Genomic DNA, 25,428 nt, shown 5'->3' with positions numbered 1-25,428 from the left:
ATATCCATCTTCCATCATCCGGCAAAAAAATGTATTTTTGCAAATTACAAGAATTATAAATGAAGAATATCAGGAATTTCTGCATCATTGCACATATCGATCACGGTAAGAGTACATTGGCAGATCGTCTTTTGGAATATACAAACACCGTCACGCAGAGAGAATTGCAGTCTCAGACGCTGGACGATATGGATCTTGAGAAAGAACGCGGCATTACGATCAAGTCTCACGCAATCCAGATGGATTATGAATATAAAGGAGAAAAATTTGTTCTTAATCTGATTGATACACCGGGACACGTTGACTTTTCTTATGAGGTTTCCCGTTCTATTGCTGCTTGTGAAGGAGCGCTTTTGATTGTAGATGCAGCACAAAGTATCCAGGCACAGACAATCAGTAACTTATATTTGGCTTTGGAAAATGATTTAACCATTATTCCAATTCTGAATAAAATTGATCTTCCTTCTGCAAACCCGGAAGAAGTGACTGACGAGATTATGAATCTTATCGGTTGCGAATATGAAGATGTTTTGAGAGTGTCTGGAAAAACAGGTGAAGGCGTTCATCATTTATTGGAACAAATTGTTGAAAGGATTCCGGCACCGGTTGGAGATCCTAATGCTCCACTTCAGGCTTTGATATTTGATTCGGTTTACAATCCGTTTAGAGGGATTGAGGCTTATTTCAAAGTTGTGAATGGAAGCATTACTAAAAACGAGAAAATCAAATTCTTCGCAACAGGAAAAGAATATGGAGCTGATGAAGTTGGAACTTTAAAATTAAAACAAGTTCCGAAGAAAACGGTTGAATGTGGTGATGTAGGCTATTTGGTTTCGGGTATCAAAGATGCTCGTGAAGTCAAAGTTGGAGATACAATCACTTCTTTTAACAAGCCTGCTGCCGGGCCAATTGAAGGTTTTGAGGAAGTGAAACCAATGGTTTTCGCGGGGATTTATCCAATCGATTCTGAGGATTTTGAAGAATTAAGATTCTCTCTTGAAAAATTAAGACTAAATGACGCTTCTTTGGTTTTCGAACCGGAAAGCTCGGCGGCTCTTGGTTTCGGGTTCCGGTGCGGATTCCTGGGGATGTTGCATATGGAAATCGTCCAGGAACGTTTGGATAGAGAATTCAATATGAATGTGATCACGACAGTTCCGAACGTATCTTATTTTGGTTATTCTAAAAAAGAGCCGGAAGTTCCAATCTTAATCAATAACCCGTCAGAAATGATGGATCCATCGATAATGGACCGTGTAGAAGAACCTTTTATCAAGGCTTCTATCATTACAAAATCGGATTTCGTAGGTTCTGTAATGACACTTTGTATCGAAAAGCGTGGCGAGATCGTGAACCAAAGTTATTTAACCTCTGAAAGAGTTGAACTGATTTTCAATATGCCTTTGGCTGAGGTTGTTTTCGATTTCTATGACAGACTGAAATCTATTTCCAAAGGTTATGCGTCTTTCGATTATCATCCAATCGGGTTCAGAGCTTCTAAGTTGGTGAAGATGGATATCCTGATTAACGGCGATATGGTGGATGCCTTGTCTTCTTTGATTCACGATTCCAACGCTTATCACATAGGTAAAAAGATGTGTGAAAAACTTCGTGAGCTGATTCCGAGACAACAGTTTGATATTGCTGTTCAGGCGGCGTTGGGAACAAAAGTTATCGCCAGAGAAACCATCAAAGCGTTAAGAAAAGATGTTACTGCCAAATGTTACGGAGGTGATATTTCCAGAAAGCGTAAACTTCTTGAGAAACAGAAAGAAGGTAAGAAAAAGATGAAGCAGATTGGTAGAGTAGAGGTTCCACAGTCAGCGTTTATGGCGGTTTTGAAGCTGAATGACTAAATAATATTCTAATGCAAAATCTAATTCCTTCTTTTACAGACGTTACATTATGGCAAAAAAGGAATTTTGTAAATACAGGAGGCACAAGAGCTAAATTTATTTCCTTAAATGATAAGGAGGAAATTTTTTATTTCAAGGGTTCAAAAGAAGCTCCGGACGGAAGCATAAGATATCCTTTGGAATTTTGGTCTGAAATAATATCTTCTAAAATTGGTCGACTATTAGGATTTAATATGCTTGATTATAATATTGGCTATGACTCTAATCATATTCAAAAAATAGGATGTTTGTCAAAGTCAATGATCGACGAAAAAAAAGAAAGACTTACAGAAGGAATTACCTATCTAAAAGGATATTCACCCAATTATGACCCTGTCAATGATAAAAAAAATTATACATTTCAATTTATTAATAGAGCTTTAGTTCATCATAAAATTGATATGCATCTTCCGTCTTTGATTGATGTAATTATATTCGACTGCATTATTGGAAATTCAGATCGTCATCAAGAAAATTGGGGATTTGTAAGAGAATATATAGAAATTCCTGTTAGTGAAAAAGATTTAAGAAAATTAGAAAATACTACGGAATCGAATTTAGTAGAAAAGGTTAAAAATTTATTTATTAATAAAAGAAAAGAAGAGATAGAAAATAGGAGAAAGAATATTGGTATTATAAGAATTAATAATAATAATAGTACAAAATTTTCTCCTATTTATGATTCAGGTTGTTGTCTCGGAAGAGAAAAATTAGAAGAAGAAATTATTAAAATGAATAATGATGATTTATTAATAGAAAGGTACGTTAACAAAGGTAAATCAGAAATTCATTGGGAGGGGAACAAAATAAATCATTTCCAACTTGTAAAAAATTTGTTGCCCTTGCATAAAGATTTAATCACAAATAAGCTGAGAGAAATTAGAGAAATATATAATATAAAATCTTTAAAAGAAGTAATAAATAAAATAGATGATAGTTTGCCTGATTTTTGTAAGGACTATAAATTAACAAACGATAGGAAAGAAGTAATTGGAAAAATTGTAGATTTACGTATTAAAAAACTGCTCTCTTTATTATGAAAAAATCAATTAAAAATATATATTTAACTTGGAGAACAGGTAGAGGAGGAAGTAGAATTCCGATTGGAATAATAAAAAAAAATTCATCAGAAGGGGTTGTATTTAAGTACCTTAAGAAAGGAGTTGAAAAAGCTAAGAAGAGTGGATTTCTTCTTTTCGAAGGTTTTCCTGATGTCAATAAAGTTTATAATTCAAATGTATTAGATATATTTGGTCATAGGTTGATTAAAAATGAAAGAAATGATTCCAAATTTTTCTATGATTTTTGGATGATTGAACCTGGTAAAAGAGATGATACGTTTTATCTATTGGCGAAGACTCAAGGGCTTGTTCCTACAGATAATTTTGAATTTTTAGCAGACTTTTATCCACGTAAAGACCTTTGCTTTATCACCGAAATTTCGGGGTTGTCAACAACTAAAATTGAAAGTACTTTAGTAAATGAAGGAGATGTTTTAAGATCTGTTTTAGAAAAAGACAATTCCTATGATAAATATGCTGTCGCATTATATAAAGACGATATTAAATTAGGATATGTTAAATTGATTAATAGCAGAGTCTTTTATCACACTAAATATAAACCTAAAGTAATAGTACACTCAATTGAAAAAAATGGAGTTTTAAAAAAAGTTTTTATAAAAGTTACTTTTGAATAACTAAATCTTTTAAAGATTCATAATTTATAATTAATCCGCAGAATTTTCTGTGGATTTTTGTTTTAGTAAATCTCGAGTTTTCTACATTTGTACTATGAAAAATCTCTCAATCCTATTCATCCTAATTTCTATTTTCGGTTATTCTCAAATCCTCACACCTTACGAAAAAGGGAACGGCAATCAAACCACAACTTTTGACGAGATGCGAAAATTCTATCTAGAATTATCAAAACAGTATCCATCAATCAGTTATGAAATCCAAGGCGAAGATGATAACGGCGCTCCGATTGATGTTGTGATTTTCAATCCATCTGGGAAAAATTTTGATGAAGCCAGAAAAGGAAAATCGGTTTTGTTTGTGAATAACGGTATTCATCCAGGCGAACCAGACGGAATCGATGCGACGATGATGTTGATGCGAGATTTGGCAACCGGAAAAATCAAAGCTCCGAAGAATGTAATTTTCGCAGCCATTGCAAGTTACAACGTCAGCGGAATGTTGAACCGGGGAAGTTTTTCCCGAGCTAATCAAAACGGTCCGGAAGAATATGGCTTCCGTGGCAATGCTCGAAATTATGATTTGAATAGAGATTTCATCAAAACTGATTCTAAAAACTCCAGAAGTTTCCAACAGATTTTCCAGTGGTTGAAGCCTGATGTTTTTATTGATAATCACGTTAGCAACGGCGCAGATTATCAATATACCTTCACTTATATTTCCACGAACAAAGAACGTTTGGGAAATGTTCTCGGCAATTATTTCAATGACGAAATGCAAAAGACACTTCTCAAGAATATGGAGAAAAAAGGAGTGATTTCCGTTCCTTATGTCAATATTCACGGGGATGTTCCGGATGACGGTTTTCCTGCTTTTGTGGATTCTCCGAGATATGCGACGGGTTACACGACTTTGTTCAATTCTATCGGGACGGTTGTGGAAACGCATATGTTGAAACCTTACAAAGACCGTGTGAAAGTCACTTACGATTATATGGTTGACAACCTGAATTATATTGATGAAAATTACAAAGCCATTCAGCAGAAAAGAGTCGAAAATCTTAGACAATACAGAGTCGGAAGCCGATACGCTTTAGACTGGAAGCTTGATTCTACAAAATATGAAACGATTGATTTCAAAGGTTTCGAAGCTAAATATAAACCAAGCGATATTTCCGGAAAAAACAGACTTTGGTACGACAGGAATGTCAAATTTTCAAAGCCTGTCAAGTTTTATAATACTTACGTTCCGGCAAAAGAAATCACGATTCCAAAATATTACGTCATTCCACAATCTGAATGGAAAATCATTGATTTGCTGAAACTCAACCAAATCAAAATGACGCCGATAAAACAGGATTCTACGATTGTGGTGGAGCAGTACAGAATCAAAGATTTCAAAACCGTTCCGAATCCTTACGAAGGTCATTATCTGCATTACGACACATTTGTGACCAAAGAATCCGGAAAAACCAAATTCCGAGCCGGAGATTTTCTCATTCCGCTCAATCAGGAGGGCGTGAAATTTCTGTTAGAAACTTTGGAGCCGGAAGCAGTGGATTCTTACTTCAACTGGAATTTCTTTGATGCAATTCTTGGTCAGAAAGAATATTATTCGGCTTATGTTTTCGAAGATACAGCAAGCAAACTTCTGAAAGACAACAAGGCTTTGAAAACCGCTTTCGAAATGGAAAAATCCATTAATCCAAAATTGGCAGAAGACGGACAGGCACAGTTGGATTGGGTTTACAAACATTCAGACTATTACGAAAAGACGCATCGTCTTTATCCGATTTTTAGGGTTAATTAAAATTTGGGCTGCTTATTTCGCCTTCCGCTTCCAATCTTTTTTAAACGAAGTTTTTCACAATCAATTAAACTTGAAAATCTGATTAGCGTTCTCTTTCATAAACGAAATTAAAAATCAAATCTACAAAATTTCCAATCACAACCAACCTTCCCAACCTTTCCACTTGCCATTAACCAAAAACTTCCTATTTTTGGTAAAATTATTATAAAAATCCTTTCAGAGTTCAAAACTCTGAAAGGGTTGATAAAAACGAATCTATGAAAAAACTGAAATTCTCTCTATTCTCAATTCTTTTTTCTTTCATCTTGTCGGCTCAGCAAACGCCATATTACCAGCAATATGCCAAATATAAAATGGATATTGATGTGGATGCTGCCAATTTCACGTATCAGGGAAAACAGACTCTGGATTATAGAAATAATTCGCCGGATGAGTTGAAAGTGGCTTATTTTCATTTGTATTGGAATGCCTTCAAAGCAGGTTCTATGATGGACCAGCGTGTGCAGTCTCAGGGTGTGAATGCTGATGGAAGATTGGCAAAAAGAGTCGGAAATACTATAGTTTCTAGATTGTCCGAGATTCCAAAGAATGAAGAAGGTGCACAGAATATCCGTTGGATAAAGCAAAACGGAAAAGATTTGAAATTCGAGATTCAGGGAACTGTGATGAAAGTTTTCTTGGCAGAAGCCATTAAACCCAATTCTTCCACCACTTTCACAATGGAATGGGACGCTAATATTCCGATGCAAATCCGAAGAGCCGGAAGAAACAATCGTGAAGGTGTCGATATGACGATGACGCAATGGTACCCAAAAATTGCTGAATACGATTATGACGGCTGGGCAGCATTTGATTACGTGGGAAGAGAATTTCACGCACCGTTTTCTGATTATGAAGTGAATATCAAAATCGATAAAGACTACGTCATCGGCGCTGGTGGAAATCTTGAAAACTCAACAGAAGTGAAGGGTTATGACAGTAACGCTACCATAAAAGCGGATATTTCCAATAAAGTGACCTGGAAATGGACAGCGAAAAATATATTGGATTTTGCTTGGGCAGCCGATAGAGATTATTCCGTAGAAAGCTTCCCGATTTTGGATGGGCCAAAAGTGTATTTGGTTTACCAAAAATCTGAAAAAACAAAATATTGGTCGGAAATGAAACCTTATATCACCAAATATTACCAATTGATGAATGCGACTTTCGGACGTTACAAATGGCCAAGTTACTCATTCATCCAAGGTGGTGATGGCGGAATGGAATACGGGATGTGCACAATGATTCTCGGCGAAGCAAATTCTGTTGAAGGACTTTCTGGATTGATGTTCCACGAAGGTGCGCACTCTTGGTTTCAGCAAATGTTAGCGACCAACGAAAGTGTAAGGCCTTGGATGGATGAAGGTTTCACGCAGTATGCAGAAGATTTTGTGTCTTACAGATTGTTCCCGCCAAAAGAATCACAACCGAATCCATTTGTTGGCGCAATAAAAGCTTATGTTAATTTCGCCAAATCAGGAAAGGAAGAACCAGCGGTTTGGTTGGGCGACCATCACGATAACGGAACAGCTTACACTTATGCAAGTTATATCAAAGGTGAAACGTTTTTAGTAGAATTAGGTTACATCGTTGGCGAAGAAAATCTGAGCAAAATTATGCTGAAATATTACGACGAGTGGGCAATGAAACATCCAACAGAAAGAGATTTCATTCACATTGCACAATTGGTTTCTGGAATGGATTTGAAATGGTTCCAGCATTATTGGATTAATACAACCAAAACTATTGATTACGGTATCAAGAATGTGAAATATGATCCACAATCAACAACAATTACTTTGGTGAATAAAGGAGGAGTTCCGATGCCAATCGATTTCAGTATTTTGACAAAAGATAAAAAAGTTATCAATTATAATATCCCATTGAATTTGACCAGAGTTTGGAAGACGAAGGACATTTACGGTAATATTCAGACTTTGCCTTATTGGGCCTGGACACAGCAGGAGTACACGTTTACAATTCCTTATACCAAGTCTCAGTTATCAGCAATGGGAATTGATTTCAGCCAAAGATTAGCAGATGTGAATCCTGAGGATAATTATTTGGAAGTGAAATAATTGTAAAATGTAAAAAGTATTAATGTATCTACGATTTTTTGGAAAGTCATTAATACCTTTTACATCAAATGCATTAATACAACAAAATTAGAATGAACTCCATTGTAATCAATATAGGAAATACCAATATCCGTTTCGGATTGTTTGATGATGACAATTGTGACATCTCTTGGGTCATCAACACCAAACCTTATAAAACGACGGATGAGCTTTTTGTTCAGATTCTGATGCTTTATCAGACTTATAAAATTGAGGTTCAAGAAATTGATAAAGTCATTATCGGTTCAGTAGTTCCACAATTGACAAAAGTAGTAGCGAGTTCGATTAAGAAAATTCATCAGAAAATTCCGGTAATTGTTGACAGAAACACGCCATCCGGAGTGATTCCAAAATCTAAACAGATGGGAACAGATATCTACGCGAATCTTGTTGCAGCGCACAATCTGTACCCTGGAAATAAAAAAATCATTTTGGATTTTGGAACAGCGCTCACAGCAAGTTGTCTGGCGGAGAACGGAGAAACTTTAGGCGTTATCATCGCACCGGGAATTATAACTTCATTGAATAGTTTGATAAAAGGAACAGCGCAACTACCGGAAATTGAATTGGTAAAACCGAAATCAGTTCTAGGATTGGACACAATCACCTGTATGCAAAGCGGAATGGTTTACGGCTTCCTTGGAATGGTAGAAGGTTTTATTGACCGGATTAATGATGAGGTGAATGACCAATGTTTTGTGATTGCTACTGGCGGCGTTAGCCACGTCTACAAACCGCTGACCGACAAAATCAGTGTCGCAGACCGTTTGCATACGCTGAAAGGATTGTATTTTTTGGGGAAGGAGTTGTAGAGCTATCTCTTATTCTTGAAAAAAGTTTTCACAATCTCCGAACATTCATTTTCCAAAATTCCCGTTACAACCTCTGTTTTAGGGTGGAGAGATAAACCTTTGTTGATGAAGCCTCTTTGTTCATCTCTTGCGCCAATCACAACTTTTGAAATCTGTGACCAGGCTAAAGCTCCGGAACACATCACACAAGGCTCCAAAGTCACATATAAAGTACAATTCTGTAAGTATTTCCCACCAAGAAAATTAGCTGCAGAAGTGATGGCTTGCATTTCTGCGTGAGCCGTAACGTCAGTAAGTGTTTCTGTAAGATTATGTGATTTGGCAATCACTCTGTCGTTCGAAACGATGACACATCCAATCGGAACTTCGTCTTTTTCCAAAGCTAATTGAGCTTCCTGGAAAGCCATTTTCATAAAGTATTCGTCGGTAAACATCAGATAGGACAATTCTCAGATTTGGTCATATCGGCAATGCTTGTATCCAAAATTGGGAGCATACTGTCGCGAACATTAATCAATAATTTACGGATGCCGCAAGTTCCTTCGTCTGTACAATCTGCACATTTTTCATAAAAATTGAGAGAAGCACAAGGCAACATTGCGACTGGTCCGTCAACGATTCTGATAACATCAAGAACTTTGATATCGGCTGGGTCTTTCATGAAAGTGTAACCACCTTCAGCACCTCTTTCGCTTTTGAGAATTTTGTTTTGCTTCAGTTCACGCAGGATTTGTTCCAAAAATTTGAGCGGAATACGTTCGTTCTCCGATATTTTTTTAGCGGAAAATAATGAAGCATTGTTTGTCCTGTTAAGGAAAAGCAAAGTTTTGATGGCGTATTTGACTCTTTTTGAAAGCATTTTGTAAAAATAATCAAAATTTTATATTTTGAAAATATATTTATTACCAATAAAAAACCGCCTCATTAACTAAATGAGACGGTCATATAATATATCTACTTCTATCTACTTCTGATTAAGGAAACGTAACTCCAGAATAAGAATTTGGGCTAATCATTGGTAGGTTAGATTTGTATTTAGTATTGATTGCTTTTAAAAACTCGTTAGCAATAATAGCATAACCACGTCCTGTAAGGTGTACACCGTCAAGAGAGAAGGCGCCTCCAGTTACAAATTTTGCAGAATAGCGAACGCCGTCCCATTGGATTCCAGATGCAGAATTCAGCTCAACCATTTTGGCATTGGCATCTACAAAAGCAAGTCCGTATGCAGAAGCCAGAGCAGTAATTTGTGAATTGTACGCATCTATTGCAGTTTTCACATTAGCCGACTCATCTTTTGTCAATGATAGTTGATCCCCGATAGGATAAGAGGCTCCATAAACAAACTCAGATGTGTCTGTAGCTGGTTTTCCTGTTGCTACATCTATGCCAAGAAGACTTGAGGCAGGAAGTAATATCAAATCATCTGCAGTCGCTTGTCTTACCTGTCCAAATGCATTTCCTATCATAGCAGCTTTAGTCGCAGGAACACCAGAAGCTGTTAGCACAGCAGTAAGTTGTGCGGATAGATTAGTAAGTTTATTATCAACGATTAGCACTGGATTTTGACCTGCTGTTACTAGATTTAATCTTGATCCGGATCCCAGATAGGTAAGTGCATTTTTCATAGGCTGATAAAGACCAGTATTTAGCGCCTGGGCCTTAGCAGCAGTCAGAGGAATCGCATTATATGGCACGGTTGTAAAATAAGGAATAGAAGTAACATAAGGTATATTGGCTATAATTCCTTTTGTGGCTCCTGAAGCTTTAAGCGTTTCCAAAACAGTTTTGATAGAACCAGCTACAACCTGAGGACTGGATATATCATTGGATTGATAAGTAGTTGGATCTACACTTGTCTGTACCGTTGCCGCAACATAAGTATTTACATTATTAACTTTTACAGTATTAGTTCCACCGTTGGTAGCATAGCTAAGAACATCATTATTACCAATCCAAAGTGAGAAAAATGTCGGCTTCTGAGCGGCAGCATCAGCAGCAACCGTGGATGTATTGCTTGTAGAAAATCTCACATAATAAGGATTTGCTGTTCCAGCAAGGATGCCATTTACATTTCCGTATCCTGGGGCAATCAAATGAAATGATTTTGCTCCGGGAACGCCCATATTATTGATCGTGCCGGTTATTTTTTTTGTAACGTCAGTTGTAGGAGCAGCTTCAACATTTTTAAGAACCGGGGCACCGTTTGAGAAACCAGCTATATATAATTTTGTTCCCAATATTGCAGTAGTTCCCAAAACCATTCCCCCATTGTTATCTGCCATTAGAGGTTGAACAAATTCGCCTCCTCCCGCAAGCCTCATCTGTCCTGCTATTAGATTCGGGTATGACTCTTTTTGCCCATCTATGTAAAGAGCATTATCTCTATATCCTGATGTCAGAGAATTTCCTAAAGCAACATATTTTGAAAAGTCAGCGTCTCCGGCTGTAACAACGACATCTTCCGTGCTATTTTCAAAATCTGTCTGACAACTTGCTGCTAATAAGAGTGTAGCAGTTAAGGTTGATATATATAATTTTTTCATAATTGATTCAATTTAAAATGCGTTGTAAGATAGTCCTAAACCAAAATAGAATACATCAGCTTTTGCTTGTCCTGCAAAATTGATATTCGGGTTATTGAATGTTCTGCTTTTTGGCATGGCATAGGCTCCCGATAGATCAACACCAAGTTTGTTGAATTTGAAACCAACGCCCCCTGTAATCACATAATTGTCAAATGAAGGAGTCTCAGGAATGAAATCCTTGTCTGCATAAGGTGTTTCATCATAATACCAACCAAGTCTTCCAAAAATCATATCGTTGAATGCGTACTGTGTTCCAACACGCACGCTGGAAGTATTTCTGAAGTTTTTAGGATTGACCAAAACTGTCGGGTCGTTTGGTTGATTTCCAGCCGCAACATTTTCAAAATCCAAAGTCAGTTTGCTGTATCGCTCCCATCCATGATAGTTATAGTCAGCAGAGATAAGCCACTTCGGCGTTATTTTATAAGTCACCCCCAATGTATATTCATCTACAAGAGGTAAAGTTGCTTTGAAGTTATCTGAACCGCCGTTGAAGTTAGGTAATAACGAAGTTGGCACCATAAAAGTAGCTTTTCCTTCTTTGGCTTTCATATCTATCGGAGAACGGTAAGCCACACTTACATCCCACTTTTGATCGGGCTGGAAATAAAAACCGAATCCGAACCCGTGGCCTGTTGCAGTATCATCTAAAAGATTAAGTTGTCCATTATAGAGAGTCAGTGCTTTTGTCCAATCCACTTTACCCTTGGCGTAGATATAGCTTGCTCCAAATGAAGCCCAAGGCGCCAATTTTACTGAAACCATTGGTTGGAAAAAGTAACTTTTCAGCTCCAACTTTTGAACAATTTCTTTACCTTCCCAGTCGCTTGGCCACTCGATCGTACTACCAAACGGCGTAGAAAAACTAAAACCAAGAGAAAGATTATCCAGAACTTTATAAGCGACTGCAGCATAGATAGGTGTTCCTAGCGGATTATCCGTCTCAGTCTGTTGAAGTGTGCTTGTGTTTTGGTAAGTAATCTTATTTGATACTCCAAATCCACCTGCAGCAACACTTAATTTTGAAGGGATGAAAGAAATCCCTGCCGGGTTGAAGAATGCAACACTTGCGTCTTCGGCGTGTGCACTGGTATGAGCCATTGCCAACTGCTTAACACCCTGAAGAGATACTCGGAAACCTCCTGCGTATGCCATTACACCGGCAGCTAATGCCGTGGTTATTAAAATTCTTCTCATAAAATTATTATTAATGTTCCAAATTTATAATTATTTTAATAACAATTATAAAAATTATTAAAAAAAGTTAAACATTGCTATTCATAGAATAATTGTTTAATTGATGTTGTTTGTTATTTGTTTGAAATATAGTTATTTGTCGAAGTTTTTCAAGGGATTTGTATTTTAGTTTAACTTTAAACAATTGAATTCAAACCACAATATTATCAGTATTTTTAATTTGATTATCCATCAATTAAATCAAGTTTTTATTGGTTAATTGTCAATATTAAATTAGTATTAACAATAAATTAATAAAAAAATATTTTTAAAAAAGATATTCATCAGCCTTAAATAAAAATTGTATTAACTTTGCAATTCGACATAAAAAAATTATATATGAGTTGTGGATGTAAAACATCCGGCGATTCTTCCCATTCTTGTGGCACCAAAAGTGCGAATGGGTGTAGTAGTGTAGATACCTGCGGGAATAGTTATAAATTAAGTGTTTTTGACTGGCTTTCCGATGTCAATCCATCGGGATCAAAAAGTTCAGAATATGTGGAAGTTCGTTTTAAAAACGATCGTAAATTATATTATAAAAACGTCAATAACCTAGCCTTACATATTGGTAGCGTCATTGCTGTAGAATCTAGTCCGGGACACGATATAGGTGTAGTAAGTCTTGCTGGAGAGCTGGTGAAAATCCAGATGAAAAAGAAAAATGTCTCCGAAGACCAGACACTCAAAGTTTATCGGCTTGCCAATCAAAAAGATATAGAGACTTGGCAGGAACTTAGAAAAAAAGAAAACAATATCAAGATTGATGCCCGTAAGATTGCTTATGGTCTCAATCTTGAAATGAAAATCACCGATGTGGAATACCAAGGTGATGGTTCCAAGATAACGTTCTATTATACAGCAGATAATCGTGTAGATTTTCGCCAGCTGATAAAAGAATATGCAGGCACTTTCCGTACAAAGATTGATATGAAACAGATCGGATTCCGTCAGGAATCTGCAAAAGTCGGAGGAATTGGATCTTGTGGTAGAGAACTATGCTGCTCAACCTGGCTGACAGATTTCCGTTCTGTAAATACCAATGCTGCGAGATATCAGCAACTGAGTATCAATCCACAGAAATTAGCAGGACAATGTGGTAAACTGAAATGTTGTCTTAATTACGAATTGGACAGCTATCTGGATGTTTTAAGAGATTTCCCGTCATCTAGTACCGTTCTGAATACAGAAAAAGGAAAAGCATTTTGTATCAAGATCGATGTTTTCAAAAAGAAAATGTGGTTTGCTTATGTGGAAAACTCTATGGCTTGGTACGATCTGGACATTTTCGAAGTTAAGAAATTGATTTCGTTAAATAAGAAAGGCGAAAAAACGCCCGCTTTAGAAGATCTTCGGGTAATTGAAAATCCACTAGTGACTTCTGATCTTATTCAGGAAAACAGCGTGGACCGTTTCGAGAAAAAGAATAGAAAACCGCGATCAAATAATAGAGACAGAGATAGAAATTCTAGAAATCAGGACAATAGAAAACCAAAGCAAAACGAGGAAAGAAGTCAAAACGAAAACAGAAATTCTAAGTCTCAGGATAATAGAAACCCGAATCATAGAGATAATAGAAACCGCTCTTCCGAACAAAGATCTGGTGAAAACAGAACTGCTGCCCCTAAACAGAAACCGGTAGAAAATCAGGCATCGAATCACAACCAAAATTTGAATCAGCCTCAGGAAAATAAAAATCATAAAAAACCGTTCAAGAAAGCGAAAAAGAAAACGCCACCTAAAAATGAAGGTAATGCTTAAATCAATTGTTGCCCTTGTTTTGTTAATATCACTTTTTTCTTGTCAGGATGGAGATGATAAGATTCTGACAAAAGATATTGGTAGCAAATGGAATAAAAAGGATGTTCAGAAATTTGATTTTGATGTAACCGATGCACAGAATCAAAAAAATATTATTTTTATAGTGAGAAATAATAACGATTATCCTTACAGTAATCTCAGGCTGATTGCAAGTATAGAACATAATAAAAAGACGATCTCGACCGATACGCTCAATTATGTCCTGGCAAAACCGAATGGCGAATGGATTGGATCTGGTTTTGGTGACACAAAGGAGATTTTATTTCAATACAAATTGAATTACAAATTTCCTCAGAATGGTAATTATTCTGTAAAAGTGGTGCAGGCAATGAGACAAAATATACTGCCGGGAATTGAAGATCTTGGCGTGAAAATTCAAAATATAAAGCCTTAACAGATATTAATGGAAAATAAAAAATCTGAAAATAAAACTTTCCCTTTACCAGAGAAGAAAAAGTCCAAGCCATCCATCAAAAAGTGGATCAAGTTGGTTTGGATAGGATTTTTTGCGGTTGTACTAGGGATTTCTGCATTGTTTTTTGCCGTTTCTCAAGGTTTTGTAGGCGATATGCCTGATGTAAAAGAGCTTGAGAATCCTGATATTTATGTGGCGTCTGAGATCTATTCTTCGGATAACGTTTTGTTAGGGAAATTCGAAAAGGAAAAAACAAAACCAGTTACATACAAACAGCTTCCGCCGTTTTTGGTTTATGCGCTTCAGGCCAAGGAGGATGAGCGTTTCAAAGAACATTCCGGAATTGACCTCAAATCTATTCTTAGAGCTATTAGATTTGGTGGTGAAAGAGGTGGTGGTTCTACCATTACACAGCAGCTAGCAAAATTATTGTTTACAGGAAATGCTTCTCAGAATAAAATTGAAAGAGCTTTTCAGAAACTGAAAGAATGGTGCGTTGCGGTAAGTCTGGAAAAACGTTATACCAAAGAAGAGATTGTCGCTTTATATTTCAACAAAATGGATTTTCTCTTCAATGCGAAAGGAATCGAGATGGCTTCGAGAGTTTACTTCAATAAGTCTACAAGCCAACTGACGTTGCCCGAAGCTGCAACTTTTGTAGCCATGTTGGAAGCGCCAAGGAGAAATAATCCGTATAGAAATCCGGAAAGAGCAAAAACCAGAAGAGATGTGGTTTTGAAACAAATGCTGGATACGGGTTACATCGATAATGCAACTTATGAGAAAGCCGTTGCAACACCAGTTGTTGTAGATTTCCACGAGATCAAGACCGTTGAAGAAGGTTATTCTGCTTACTATAAGTTTTACCTGAGAAAAGAGATTCAGCAATATCTTGATTCTTACGAAAAAGAAACGGGTAAACAACTGAATCTTTATAAAAACGGACTTAAGATCTATGTGACTTTGGATTCAAGAATGCAGAGATATGCTGAAGATGCTATCAAAGAGCATTTGACCGTTCTACAGAAAAACTTCGATGGCGAGATGAGACGTAATCCCAATCGCCCTTATTATAACTTGAGCAAAAGTCAGATCAACGGCTTGATGATGTCCGCAGTTAAAAGAACAGGACGTTACAAACAGTTGAAAGCTGAAGGTATGCCGGAGGATTCTATCATGATGGAGTTCCACCAACCTACAAAAATGACAAGATTTACTTGGCAAGGAGAAGAAGAAGTCGAGATGTCGCCTTGGGATTCTATCCGGTATCACAAGCAGATTGCTCAGGCTGGTCTGATGTCTATGGAGCCTGCAACGGGTGATATCAAAGCTTGGGTTGGCGGGATCAACTGGCAACATTTCCAGTATGACCACGTGAAGCAAGGAAAACGTCAGGTAGGATCTACTTTCAAACCATTTGTATATGCCACGGCAATTATGCATCTTGGGATGACGCCATGTTCCACTGTTTCTAATGCGCCATATGCAAAAGGCAGCTGGTACGTAAAAGGTGGGGGCGGCAGCGTGACTATCAAAGAAGGTATTGCGAAGTCTTTAAACCCTGTAGCGATTCGTTTAGCGGAGATGGCAGGTACAGAAAATGTGATCCAGTTGGCAAGAGATTTAGGCGTAACTGATCCGATTGATAAGAGCTTACCAATGGCGCTTGGTACTTCCGATATAACAATATATGAGATGTTGGGAGCTTATAGCACATTTGCGAATTTTGGGAATTACACAAAACCCGAAATGATCTGGAGGATCGAAGATGCTAACGGACGTGTTATTAAGGAAGTGAAACCTGTAGTGAAGGAAGTGATGAACGAGATGTATGCCTACACGATGATTGACTTGATGAAAGGTGTTGCAGAGTTCGGTACAGCTTCTGGAGAATTGAGAAGAAGAGGCATTGCAGCCAATGTAGAAATTGCAGGTAAAACCGGAACGACGCAGAAAAACTCGGATGGTTGGTTTATGGGAATTGTTCCAAAACTTGCAACTGGTGTTTGGGTTGGATGGGAAGACAGAGCAACGCACTTCTGGAGCACAGGCGAAGGTCAGGGTGCTAAAATGGGTCTTCCGATTTGGGCCATCTATATGAAGAAAGTTTTTGCTGACAAAGCACTGAATATTTCAATGGAAGATAAATTTATCAAACCAGCCAATTGGACCGGAAGTTGCTCGGATCTTAATAATCTGAGAAATGGATACGGAGACGATGGTGGATTACAAACCATTGATGAACTCAAAAATCCGGTAAAGGAAGTTCCTGATAAACCAGTAAAAAAAGAAGATCATTCTAATGAAGCTATTAACTCTTCGGATGATATAGATTTTAATAAATAAAATGTTCCCGTCTCGCTACAACGAGGCGGGATTTTTAATGATGAACATAAAAAATATTACACATCATTTCACAGAACAATGTCCTGGCGATTTTTCAGGAAATCTGATGCAGAGACAAACACCTGATGTTATGTTTTGTACTGTGGAACCTGCAGATTTTCACCAAACTGAATTAATTGACTTTAACGAAGAATTGTCAATCGAGATTGGTTTAGGAAATTTAGAAAGCGATAAAAATTTCTTGGCAGCCCAAAACCTTCCGGGAAATATAAAAACCTATGCAACAGCTTATGCAGGTCATCAATTCGGGAACTGGGCAGGACAATTAGGCGACGGAAGAGCGATTTACGCCGGCGAAATTTTCAATCAAGGAAAGCAAACCGAAATCCAATGGAAAGGAGCTGGTGCAACACCATATTCCAGACACGCAGATGGAAGGGCAGTTTTGCGTTCTTCGATTCGGGAATATCTGATGAGTGAAGCCATGTTTCATTTAAACGTTCCGACGACTAGAGCTTTGAGCCTATCAAAAACGGGAGAAGATGTGATTCGGGATATTCAGTATTCCGGGAATCCTCAGAAAGAGCAAGGCGCAGTTGTGGTAAGAACGGCTGAGTCTTTTCTGAGATTCGGACATTTTGAATTGTTATCGGCAAGAAATCAAACTGATTTGCTGAAAAACTTGGCAGATTACACGATTGAAAATTTTTATCCCGAAATTAATTCTGAAAATAATCCCAATAAATATATCGATTGGTTTAAAGCAATTTGCGACAGAACTTTGAAAATGATAATCGATTGGTATCGTGTAGGTTTTGTTCACGGTGTGATGAATACCGATAATATGTCAATTCTTGGCTTGACGATAGATTACGGACCGTTTTCTATGATGGACGGTTATGATTTGGAATTCACGCCAAATACAACAGACTTGCCAGGAAAAAGATATGCTTTCGGAAAACAAGGGCAGATTTCACATTGGAATTTGGCAGCTTTAGCGAACGCTATTTTTCCTTTGATTAATGATTCTGAAATTCTGGAAAAAATCCTGGATGATTATGGAAAACGCTTCTGGACAGAACACGATAGAATGCTGGCCAACAAATTTGGGTTGGATGAGGTATTAGCAGAAGATGAAAAATTCTTCACAGAATGGCAACAGCTGATGCAGGATTTGAATCTCGATTATACTTTATTTTTCCAAAGTCTTGAGAAACCAGCTTCAGAAATTAAAACGGATGATTTCTCAAATTCTTTTTACCGAAGCCTGAATGAAAACGAGTTGAAACGACTTTCTAATTTTATCGAAAAGTATCAAACGAGAAAACTTAAAAATAAAATCACAGAAACAGAATCGTTAGAATTAATGTCCAAAACAAATCCGAAGTTCATTCTGAGAAATTATCTGCTATTCGAAGCGATTCAAGATGCTGAAAATGGCGATTATAAATTGTTTTTCAAACTGAAAGAAGCTTTACAAAATCCTTATGAAAACCGTTTTCCGGAGTTCAATAAGAAACGTCCTTCGAAATATGATAATCAAACAGGTTGTAGTCAATTGTCTTGTAGCTCTTAAATTATATTGCCCAAATTAATTTCAAAATATTCTCTATCTTTGTTACAACCAATCTATAAAACAATGAGTTTAGCATCTGAAAAAAGTGAGATCATCAAGTGGATTCACACTTTGGAAAATCCGGCTGTCATTGAAGAAATTAAAAAAATCAGGAGTAAAAATTCTTTTGATTTCGAAAAGGAGTGGGAAAGAGGTATTTCTGGTGAGGAACTTAAAAAGCGGACAAAAGAATTTTTGAAAACTTTACCTTGGAAAAAATAATTATTCAATATTTACCCGAAGCGGAAAAATATTTGAATGATTTAGCTTTTGTGCTTTTTCAAAAAGATTATTTTGGTTTTTTGGAAAGTTCATTTGATTATGTTGATGATATTGTAGATTTCATAGAATATAATCTTCCGATTTTCCCTTTTAGAAATACACCTGAGAGCTTGTTGCAGCTAGGATCAAAATATATTTTCTACAAAGCCAATCATACTACAACTTGGTATATTTTCTTTGAGAATATGGAAAATAGATATCTTGTAACTTTCATAACAAATAGTCATTCTGAGATTGTCAAACATCTTTAGTTTTCTGCTTCACTTTCATTTTCTATTTTTGCAGAAATATTCCAAACTTGAAAATCCTGAATAAAATTCTATCCATCCTGAAAATCATTTTTCCGTCAACCAAAACTGAATTATGGATTTTCCTTTTCTTTGTTATTCTTTATGGTACGAATGCCTGGTTCATCGCGGAGAATTTCAGAATCATTTATGATGACAGAATTCCTTGGGATGGTTATTTTAGTTTTGATAACCGGGCGATTGTCCAGACTGGCGGCGGTTTTGAGAGACATCCGTTGTCCAATTATTTTTTCGATTGTATCCGTGATTTTGCATTGTGGATTTCGGGAAATCATTATAATTCGGTTTTCAGATTGGTTTTGGCTATGTTTTCAACAGTTGTGATTTCTCTTGCCAATGTTCAAATATTCAAATATCTGAATAACATTATTCAGCTTCCTCTAAAAATCAGCCTGTTAATTTTAGTTTTCTACGGCTTGTTTGTGACGAATATTTTGCTAAGTTTTACACCAGAAACTTACACTTACACTTTATTGTTTCTTTCGATTTTCAATTATTATTCCGCCAGGAAAATTCAGGAAGAAAAACCAATTTCTTTTGGCGCAACGATTTTCAGTTCTGTTTTCATCGGGGGATTGACGATTACCAATATTGTCAAAGTTTACATTCCGTTCCTGTTTGAAAAGAAAATCTTCTGGAACTGGAAAAAAATCGGAATGGCTGCGGCAAAAATTGCAACTTCGGTTGTTGTTTTCGTATTCCTTTTTATGTTGAGACTGAATTTTAATTTCCAGAATTTCCTCAACAAAACCGAAGAACAATACGACAAATTCTCAAAACCTAAAGCTACGCCGCTTTGGGATATGATTTATTCCTGGTTTTTTGGAGGCAATATTTTGTTTTCGAATTATGAGATCCGAGATTATCATAACAAAGACAAAACGTTTTACTACAAAGCATTGTTTATGGATGTTTACAGCTCTGTGGTTCCTTATGTCTTCGTCGGATTGATTGTGTTGATAATGATTTGGAGCATTTTCAGGAATTATAAAAATAAGCTGATTTGGATTCTTGTGATTACATTCCTATTTGATGTTTTGGTTCATTGCATTTTGAAGTTCGGGCTTCATACTTCTTACATTTACGGCGGACATTTTGTTTTTGTGTATCCGCTTTTGATAGGCTGGCTGTTCTTCAGTTATCGAGATAAAACTGTTGCTTTGAGTTTATTTTACGGATTGCTTTTGATAATGACGGTCTATTTGGGAATGAACAATTATTATCGATTGACAGAGTTTTATCAATTCTTGGAAACTTATTATAGATAAAAAACGCCTTCGGATTCCGAAGGCGTTTTTTTATTTAGCATCTACACAAAAGACTGCGTAGGAAACGACGAGAGCAGTAGGATAAACCTTCTTGACATTCCTGAGATCTTCGGCGGCACTCTGTCTAGAAAAATAACTTCCGGCAAGGATTTTATAGTTCGGTCTGAGTGAAGCGTCTGTTTCCACTTTTAAATTTCTGAAATTACTTCTGAATTCTGTAGCGATTTTTCTGGCTTCTTCATTGCTTTTTACGGTAACAACCTGGATCTTGTAACCCATTATTTTTGGATTTTTTCTACAGATCTCGGCAGTGGTAAGTTCTCTGCTCGGAACCAAAATCTTTGTTGGTGTTTTTGCTGGAGCGTCGGTTATACGGTTGCAATTACCTTCTATTTTCTCAAGCGCGCTGTTTACACGTTCATCAAACGAGAAAGAAAGTTCAGTTCCGGATAAAGTGTCTTTTTTTACAACGTATTGAGCATCAATTTGGTAAAAACAGAATAGCGCGGAGATTATGAAAAGCTTAAGAAGATGATTCATTTAAAATTTATTTTTAGCAAATTTAAAATAATTTGTAGTAATCGCAAACGCTCTTATTTAGAACAATTACAAATTAAAAAGAAATGAGAAAATCCATCCCAATTGCTCTTCTTAATTTTTGTTAAAGTGCTATTTTTGCGGAATTGAATGTAAACTCAATACAATTTACTAACCCAAGATTATATAAATGATTAGTTGGAGAAAGCATTACAAAAAGGGTCTGATAGCAATTAGTTTATTGTTGTCAACCGGCGCTTCTGTTTATGCACAAGGCGATCCAAAAAAAGGACAGGAGTTGTTCAAGACAAACTGTACGGCTTGTCACGCATTGGATAAACAAGTTATTGGACCGGCACTTGGTGGCGTTGTAGACAGATTAAAAAAGGAACAGAATCTTGACACAGATTGGCTTCACAAATGGATTAAAGACAACAAGGCTTTAAGAGCATCTGGTGATAAGTATGCCAATGAGGTTTTTGAAAAGTTCAACAAAACTGAAATGTTACAGTTTCCTAATCTAACAGATCAGGATATCAATGATATTTTAGAATATACAACTAATCCTCCGGCTGAAGAACCAGCTGCGGATAATGCGGGAGAAGCTGCCAATGCAAACGACTTAGCTTCTATTGAAGCTGCAAAAGCCCAGCAGCTCAACTCTAAAATTATGGTTGCTGCGCTTATAGCAATTGCAGGTTTATTGTTCTGGTTGCTACTTAAGGTCCGTCAATTAGTAAAGATTCAGCAGTCACCAGAATTATCGGAACTTAATTCTACAAGACTTACTTCTTTCTCCAAGTTATACGAAAAGTACAGCTACGTTGGCAAAGGTGTTATCGCATTGCTGGCACTGTTTGCGGCTTACGGCGTTTGGAACTGGCTGATGTGGATTGGTGTTTACAAAGGCTATGCGCCGGAACAGCCGATCTACTTCTCACACAAGATTCACGCAGGAGAAAATAAAATCGACTGTCAGCTTTGTCACTCCAGTGCCAAATATGGTAAAGTGTCGGAGATCCCTTCTGTTAATGTTTGTATGAACTGTCACAGAGCGATTTCTGAGTACAAAGGAAAATACATAGAGCCAGGAAAAGACAGAGAATTCTACACAGGAGAAATCAAAAAAATCTATGCGGCAGCTGGTTGGGATGAGTCTAAGCAGGCTTATACTGGTAAGACAACACCAATCGAATGGACCAGAATCCACAATATGCCGGATTTCGTTTACTTCAATCACGCACAGCACGTAGTAGCGGGAGAGCAGGCGATTATCAGCAGTTTCAATGCTAAGCAGAAAGATCCGGCGAATAAGATTGATGTTGTTTGTAAGGCTTGTCACGGTAAAATTGACACGATGAATGTGGTGCAGATGGCGAACAACTTCACGATGGGATGGTGTATCGAGTGTCACAGAACTACAGAGGTCGATATGAACAATGGTTACAATAAAGAATACTTCAAGAATCTCCACGATAAGTTGAAAAAACAATATGGTGAAGGAACTAAGATTACTGTAGATGCAATCGGAGGTCTTGAGTGTGGTAAATGTCATTATTAATAACAAAAATTAGAAGTATAAATGGCTTCAAATAAAATACAATTCAGAAGTATTCACGAACTAAAAGATCCGACTTTGAATGCAAAGTTGGCGGCTAAAGAGTTCCAGAATGAAATTCCGGTTGAAGATTTCTTAGATAACTCTGAGAACAATTCAGGGACTTCTCGTAGAGATTTCCTGAAACTATTGGGATTCTCTACCGCTGCAGTAACTTTGGCAGCTTGTGAGGCACCGGTGATCAAAACAATTCCGTATGTGGTTAAGCCACACGATATCATCCCGGGAATTCCAAACTTTTTCGCATCTTCATATTTTGACGGTTACGATTTTGCCAGCGTTTTGGTAAAAACCAGAGAAGGTCGTCCTATCAGAATCGATGCGAATCCAGCAGCAGGCAATCTTGGGAAAACCAATGCCAGAGCTCAAGCCAGCGTTCTTTCGCTTTATGATAATGACAAGGTGAAAAATCCTTCATTGAATGGCGATGAACAGACAGATTTCAATAAAGTAGATGATTTCATCCTGAAAGGGCTTGCAGAGTCACAGAATGGCGGGAAGAAGATTGTAGTATTATCTCACTCTTTTCCAAGCCCAACTTTCAAGAAACTTTTTGGAGATTTCAAAACTAAATATCCTTCTGCCGAACTGATTACTTATGATGCGATTCCTTATGCCGCAGCTTTGGATGCAGCTGAGGAAGTATTCGGTCAGAGAGCTTTGCCGGTTTATGACCTTAGCAAATCTCAGTTGGTGGTTTCTTTCAATGCAGATTTCTTAGGCGATTATAACGCATCAAGCCTTGAAGTTTCCTACGCTGCAGCAAGAAAGCCAGGCGAAAATATGTTGAGACATATCCAGGTAGAATCCAATATGAGCTTGACAGGTGCTAATGCCGACAGCCGATACAGACTGAAGCCAAGTGCAGTTTTCAAAACTTTGGTAGAAGTTTATAATGGACTAAATGGTGGAACATCAGATAAATTAGCTTCCGAAATCGTGAAGGAACTTCAGGCAAAAGGCGGCAATGCTGTTGTTTTCGCTGATGGTTCCAAAGCGGCTTATGTTTTGGCGCACTTAATCAACCAAAAATTAGCATCTAATGCTTTCACAGGTAGAGCTAATTTCCTTAAGGAATACGACAACGCAAGATTCAACGAGTTTTTATCCTGGTTAAATGGCGGACAGGTTGGCGTTTTGATTACGAATAACATCAATCCAATTTATTCGCACGCAAAAGGTCAGTCTCTGAAGGCAGCTATTGAAAAAGTTCCTTATTCTGTCGCAATCATTGATAAGAAAAACGAATTATACAAAGCATCAAAAGCAGTTATCCCTTCTACACATTGGTTGGAATCTTGGGGTGACATCACGCCGGAAACCGGAGCTTATTCATTGATGCAGCCGACTATTCAGAAAATCTACAAATCAAGACAGATCGAAGAATCACTTTTGGTTTGGACCAATGGTAAGGATAATCCGGCTAACAATTATTACAATTATCTTAAGGCTAATGCACTGACATTAAACGGTGGATTGTCTTTTAACAAAAATCTTTACAACGGATTTACTGCCGGAGGTCTTTCTACGGGATTAGCTTACTCGGGCGGAAACGCTGCTCAGGCAGTTGCTGAATTGTCAGCTTTCAAACCGGCACAATTAGAACTACAACTTTACACCAAACCTTCTATAGGAGACGGAACACAGGCTAACAACCCTTGGTTGATGGAGCTTCCGGACCCAATTTCGAGATTGTCTTGGGATAATTACCTGACAATTTCTCCAAAAGATGCAGAAAGCTTAGGATTGGAAAACAGTCTTAATGCGAGAATGCAGTTGGACGGTGATACTGTAAATGTAACGGTAAACGGTGTAACATTGAAAGATGTTCCTGTATTTATCCAACCTGGCCAGGCAGACGGTTCTCTAGGATTGGCTTTGGGTTATGGTAAAAAAGATTCGGGTAAAGTAGCAGAAACCGGTGTTAATGCTTATCCATTGTTCGATGGTTACAACACCGTTCTTACGAACGTTAAAATTGAAAAATCAGGCAACGGACACGAGTTTGCAGGAATGCAGCTTCAAAATACTTTGATGGGACGTTATGAGATTGCCAAGGAGGTAACTTTGGATGATTTTATCAACAAACCTGTGGATGAGTGGAACAAACCATTGGCAATGCATACGATTGGAGGTGAACTTCCAATTGGTAAAGTGGACCTTTGGGATGCTTATGATGATACAGACGGTCCTCACTTCAATCTTTCTGTAGACCTTAACTCTTGTACAGGATGTGGCGCTTGCGTTATCGCTTGTCAGGCGGAGAACAACGTTCCTGTTGTTGGTAAGGAAGAGGTGAGAATGTCCAGAGATATGTACTGGTTGAGAATCGACCGTTATTATTCTACTGAACAAAAAGTGGAAGTGTACGAAGGTTTGAAAGAAGGAATGGCTGTGCCGGAACTTTATGGTAGTGACCTTCTGGGAATCAAAGGTGCGTTGGAAAATGCAGCAGAGAATCCGGATGTTATCTTCCAGCCGGTAATGTGTCAGCATTGTAACCACGCACCTTGTGAAACAGTTTGTCCGGTAGCGGCAACTTCACACGGTAAGCAGGGGCAAAACCAAATGGCTTATAACAGATGTATCGGTACAAGATATTGTGCTAACAACTGTCCTTATAAGGTAAGACGTTTCAACTGGTTCAACTATGCGTTGAACGACAGATTCGACTTCCATATGAACAACGACTTGGGAAGAATGGTTCTTAACCCGGATGTTGTGACAAGAACAAGAGGGGTGATGGAAAAATGTTCTATGTGTATCCAATTGACACAGAACGTGATTCTTGAAGCTAAAAAAGATGGCAGAAAAGTTCAGGATGGAGAATTCCAGGTAGCTTGTGCTAACGCTTGTTCTACAGGCTCACTGAAGTTTGGAGATATGAATGATGTTAATTCAGAAGTTCGTAGCTTGTTCAGCAGCAACAGAAAATATGTATTGCTAGAGGAGATTGGTACAAAACCAAACGTCTTCTATCATACTAAAATCAGAAACAGAAAAGAAAGTTTAAATAATAAATAGGTAA

At 37.4% G+C, this 25,428-nt stretch carries 20 protein-coding genes; 15 read left to right on the top strand and 5 right to left on the bottom strand.

Annotated elements, in window-relative coordinates; translation table 11 throughout:
* Positions 1-59: 59 nt before the first annotated feature.
* The 6 genes from lepA to BXY58_RS00815 all read left to right on the top strand — a co-directional run bounded on the left by lepA (position 60) and on the right by BXY58_RS00815 (position 8,366).
* The gene (lepA, locus tag BXY58_RS00840) at positions 60-1,856 is read left to right on the top strand and encodes a translation elongation factor 4 (protein WP_120211910.1); all 1,797 of its coding nucleotides are present in this window, start codon (positions 60-62) and stop codon (positions 1,854-1,856) included.
* A gap of 11 nt (positions 1,857-1,867) precedes the next feature.
* Positions 1,868-2,935, top strand: a complete 1,068-nt coding sequence (locus tag BXY58_RS00835; protein WP_120211909.1) for a HipA domain-containing protein — start codon at positions 1,868-1,870, stop codon at positions 2,933-2,935.
* Positions 2,932-3,591, top strand: coding sequence for a hypothetical protein (locus tag BXY58_RS00830; protein WP_120211908.1), 660 nt, complete (start codon positions 2,932-2,934; stop codon positions 3,589-3,591). The genes BXY58_RS00835 and BXY58_RS00830 overlap by 4 nt, the downstream gene beginning before the upstream one ends.
* Before the next feature lie 94 nt (positions 3,592-3,685).
* Entirely contained in the window at positions 3,686-5,398 is a 1,713-nt protein-coding gene (locus tag BXY58_RS00825) for a M14 family metallopeptidase (RefSeq protein ID WP_120211907.1), read from the top strand.
* 257 nt (positions 5,399-5,655) lie between these two features.
* Complete coding sequence (locus tag BXY58_RS00820) at positions 5,656-7,515, top strand: M1 family metallopeptidase (RefSeq protein ID WP_120211906.1); 1,860 nt, start codon at positions 5,656-5,658, stop codon at positions 7,513-7,515.
* 92 nt (positions 7,516-7,607) lie between these two features.
* Positions 7,608-8,366 (top strand): type III pantothenate kinase, encoded by a 759-nt coding sequence (locus BXY58_RS00815; RefSeq protein WP_120211905.1) that lies wholly within the window; start codon positions 7,608-7,610, stop codon positions 8,364-8,366.
* 2 nt (positions 8,367-8,368) lie between these two features.
* Here BXY58_RS00815 and BXY58_RS00810 read toward each other — a convergent pair whose 3' ends face one another.
* The 4 genes from BXY58_RS00810 to BXY58_RS00795 all read right to left on the bottom strand — a co-directional run bounded on the left by BXY58_RS00810 (position 8,369) and on the right by BXY58_RS00795 (position 12,151).
* Complete coding sequence (locus BXY58_RS00810; protein ID WP_120211904.1) at positions 8,369-8,800, bottom strand: nucleoside deaminase; 432 nt, start codon at positions 8,798-8,800, stop codon at positions 8,369-8,371.
* On the bottom strand, positions 8,800-9,225 hold the full coding sequence (locus tag BXY58_RS00805; RefSeq protein WP_120211903.1) for an RrF2 family transcriptional regulator: 426 nt from the start codon (positions 9,223-9,225) through the stop codon (positions 8,800-8,802). The genes BXY58_RS00810 and BXY58_RS00805 overlap by 1 nt, the downstream gene beginning before the upstream one ends.
* 115 nt (positions 9,226-9,340) lie before the next feature.
* Entirely contained in the window at positions 9,341-10,912 is a 1,572-nt protein-coding gene (locus BXY58_RS00800) for an SGNH/GDSL hydrolase family protein (protein ID WP_120211902.1), read from the bottom strand.
* Between the two features lie 12 nt (positions 10,913-10,924).
* A complete protein-coding gene (locus BXY58_RS00795; RefSeq protein WP_120211901.1) occupies positions 10,925-12,151 on the bottom strand; it encodes an OmpP1/FadL family transporter in 1,227 nt (408 codons plus the stop codon).
* A 378-nt stretch (positions 12,152-12,529) separates the two neighbouring features.
* Here BXY58_RS00795 and BXY58_RS00790 point away from each other — a divergent pair, with 378 nt between their 5' ends.
* The 7 genes from BXY58_RS00790 to BXY58_RS00760 all read left to right on the top strand — a co-directional run bounded on the left by BXY58_RS00790 (position 12,530) and on the right by BXY58_RS00760 (position 20,245).
* On the top strand, positions 12,530-13,951 hold the full coding sequence (locus BXY58_RS00790; protein WP_120211900.1) for a PSP1 domain-containing protein: 1,422 nt from the start codon (positions 12,530-12,532) through the stop codon (positions 13,949-13,951).
* Entirely contained in the window at positions 13,944-14,405 is a 462-nt protein-coding gene (locus BXY58_RS00785; RefSeq protein WP_120212507.1) for a gliding motility lipoprotein GldH, read from the top strand. The genes BXY58_RS00790 and BXY58_RS00785 overlap by 8 nt, the downstream gene beginning before the upstream one ends.
* A gap of 9 nt (positions 14,406-14,414) precedes the next feature.
* Entirely contained in the window at positions 14,415-16,772 is a 2,358-nt protein-coding gene (locus BXY58_RS00780) for a penicillin-binding protein 1A (RefSeq protein ID WP_120211899.1), read from the top strand.
* A gap of 40 nt (positions 16,773-16,812) precedes the next feature.
* Positions 16,813-18,348 carry a protein adenylyltransferase SelO gene (locus tag BXY58_RS00775; protein WP_120211898.1) on the top strand — a complete coding sequence of 512 codons (1,536 nt, stop codon included), beginning with the start codon at positions 16,813-16,815 and terminating at the stop codon, positions 18,346-18,348.
* A 63-nt stretch (positions 18,349-18,411) separates the two neighbouring features.
* Entirely contained in the window at positions 18,412-18,609 is a 198-nt protein-coding gene (locus tag BXY58_RS00770) for a hypothetical protein (RefSeq protein WP_120211897.1), read from the top strand.
* Positions 18,597-18,920, top strand: a complete 324-nt coding sequence (locus tag BXY58_RS00765; RefSeq protein WP_120211896.1) for a hypothetical protein — start codon at positions 18,597-18,599, stop codon at positions 18,918-18,920. Before BXY58_RS00770 ends, BXY58_RS00765 begins: the two co-directional genes overlap by 13 nt.
* A 47-nt stretch (positions 18,921-18,967) precedes the next feature.
* Positions 18,968-20,245, top strand: coding sequence for a DUF6080 domain-containing protein (locus BXY58_RS00760; protein WP_229728371.1), 1,278 nt, complete (start codon positions 18,968-18,970; stop codon positions 20,243-20,245).
* Between the two features lie 30 nt (positions 20,246-20,275).
* On the opposite strand, the gene BXY58_RS00755 is transcribed toward BXY58_RS00760, so the two are convergent.
* Positions 20,276-20,785: an SPOR domain-containing protein gene (locus BXY58_RS00755; protein ID WP_120211895.1), complete on the bottom strand. Its 510-nt coding sequence runs from the start codon at positions 20,783-20,785 to the stop codon at positions 20,276-20,278.
* A 187-nt stretch (positions 20,786-20,972) separates the two neighbouring features.
* Here BXY58_RS00755 and BXY58_RS00750 point away from each other — a divergent pair, with 187 nt between their 5' ends.
* Positions 20,973-22,343, top strand: coding sequence for a c-type cytochrome (locus BXY58_RS00750; RefSeq protein WP_120211894.1), 1,371 nt, complete (start codon positions 20,973-20,975; stop codon positions 22,341-22,343).
* A 21-nt stretch (positions 22,344-22,364) separates the two neighbouring features.
* Positions 22,365-25,424, top strand: a complete 3,060-nt coding sequence (locus BXY58_RS00745) for a TAT-variant-translocated molybdopterin oxidoreductase (RefSeq protein ID WP_120211893.1) — start codon at positions 22,365-22,367, stop codon at positions 25,422-25,424.
* Positions 25,425-25,428 lie beyond the last annotated feature (4 nt).

This window comes from Epilithonimonas arachidiradicis (genome assembly GCF_003610695.1).
Taxonomy (GTDB): domain Bacteria; phylum Bacteroidota; class Bacteroidia; order Flavobacteriales; family Weeksellaceae; genus Epilithonimonas; species Epilithonimonas arachidiradicis.
Note: the sequence above shows the minus strand (reverse complement) of the source record. Positions and strands in the feature narration are given on the sequence as shown.

Bases quoted from the DNA above. Each gene is read 5' to 3' on its own strand.
- lepA (WP_120211910.1), top strand. From the start codon at position 60: ATGAAGAATATCAGGAATTTCTGCATCATTGCACATATCGATCACGGT.
- BXY58_RS00835 (WP_120211909.1), top strand. From the start codon at position 1,868: ATGCAAAATCTAATTCCTTCTTTTACAGACGTTACATTATGGCAAAAA.
- BXY58_RS00830 (WP_120211908.1), top strand. From the start codon at position 2,932: ATGAAAAAATCAATTAAAAATATATATTTAACTTGGAGAACAGGTAGA.
- BXY58_RS00825 (WP_120211907.1), top strand. From the start codon at position 3,686: ATGAAAAATCTCTCAATCCTATTCATCCTAATTTCTATTTTCGGTTAT.
- BXY58_RS00820 (WP_120211906.1), top strand. From the start codon at position 5,656: ATGAAAAAACTGAAATTCTCTCTATTCTCAATTCTTTTTTCTTTCATC.
- BXY58_RS00815 (WP_120211905.1), top strand. From the start codon at position 7,608: ATGAACTCCATTGTAATCAATATAGGAAATACCAATATCCGTTTCGGA.
- BXY58_RS00810 (WP_120211904.1), bottom strand. From the start codon at position 8,800: ATGTTTACCGACGAATACTTTATGAAAATGGCTTTCCAGGAAGCTCAA.
- BXY58_RS00805 (WP_120211903.1), bottom strand. From the start codon at position 9,225: ATGCTTTCAAAAAGAGTCAAATACGCCATCAAAACTTTGCTTTTCCTT.
- BXY58_RS00800 (WP_120211902.1), bottom strand. From the start codon at position 10,912: ATGAAAAAATTATATATATCAACCTTAACTGCTACACTCTTATTAGCA.
- BXY58_RS00795 (WP_120211901.1), bottom strand. From the start codon at position 12,151: ATGAGAAGAATTTTAATAACCACGGCATTAGCTGCCGGTGTAATGGCA.
- BXY58_RS00790 (WP_120211900.1), top strand. From the start codon at position 12,530: ATGAGTTGTGGATGTAAAACATCCGGCGATTCTTCCCATTCTTGTGGC.
- BXY58_RS00785 (WP_120212507.1), top strand. From the start codon at position 13,944: ATGCTTAAATCAATTGTTGCCCTTGTTTTGTTAATATCACTTTTTTCT.
- BXY58_RS00780 (WP_120211899.1), top strand. From the start codon at position 14,415: ATGGAAAATAAAAAATCTGAAAATAAAACTTTCCCTTTACCAGAGAAG.
- BXY58_RS00775 (WP_120211898.1), top strand. From the start codon at position 16,813: ATGAACATAAAAAATATTACACATCATTTCACAGAACAATGTCCTGGC.
- BXY58_RS00770 (WP_120211897.1), top strand. From the start codon at position 18,412: ATGAGTTTAGCATCTGAAAAAAGTGAGATCATCAAGTGGATTCACACT.
- BXY58_RS00755 (WP_120211895.1), bottom strand. From the start codon at position 20,785: ATGAATCATCTTCTTAAGCTTTTCATAATCTCCGCGCTATTCTGTTTT.
- BXY58_RS00750 (WP_120211894.1), top strand. From the start codon at position 20,973: ATGATTAGTTGGAGAAAGCATTACAAAAAGGGTCTGATAGCAATTAGT.
- BXY58_RS00745 (WP_120211893.1), top strand. From the start codon at position 22,365: ATGGCTTCAAATAAAATACAATTCAGAAGTATTCACGAACTAAAAGAT.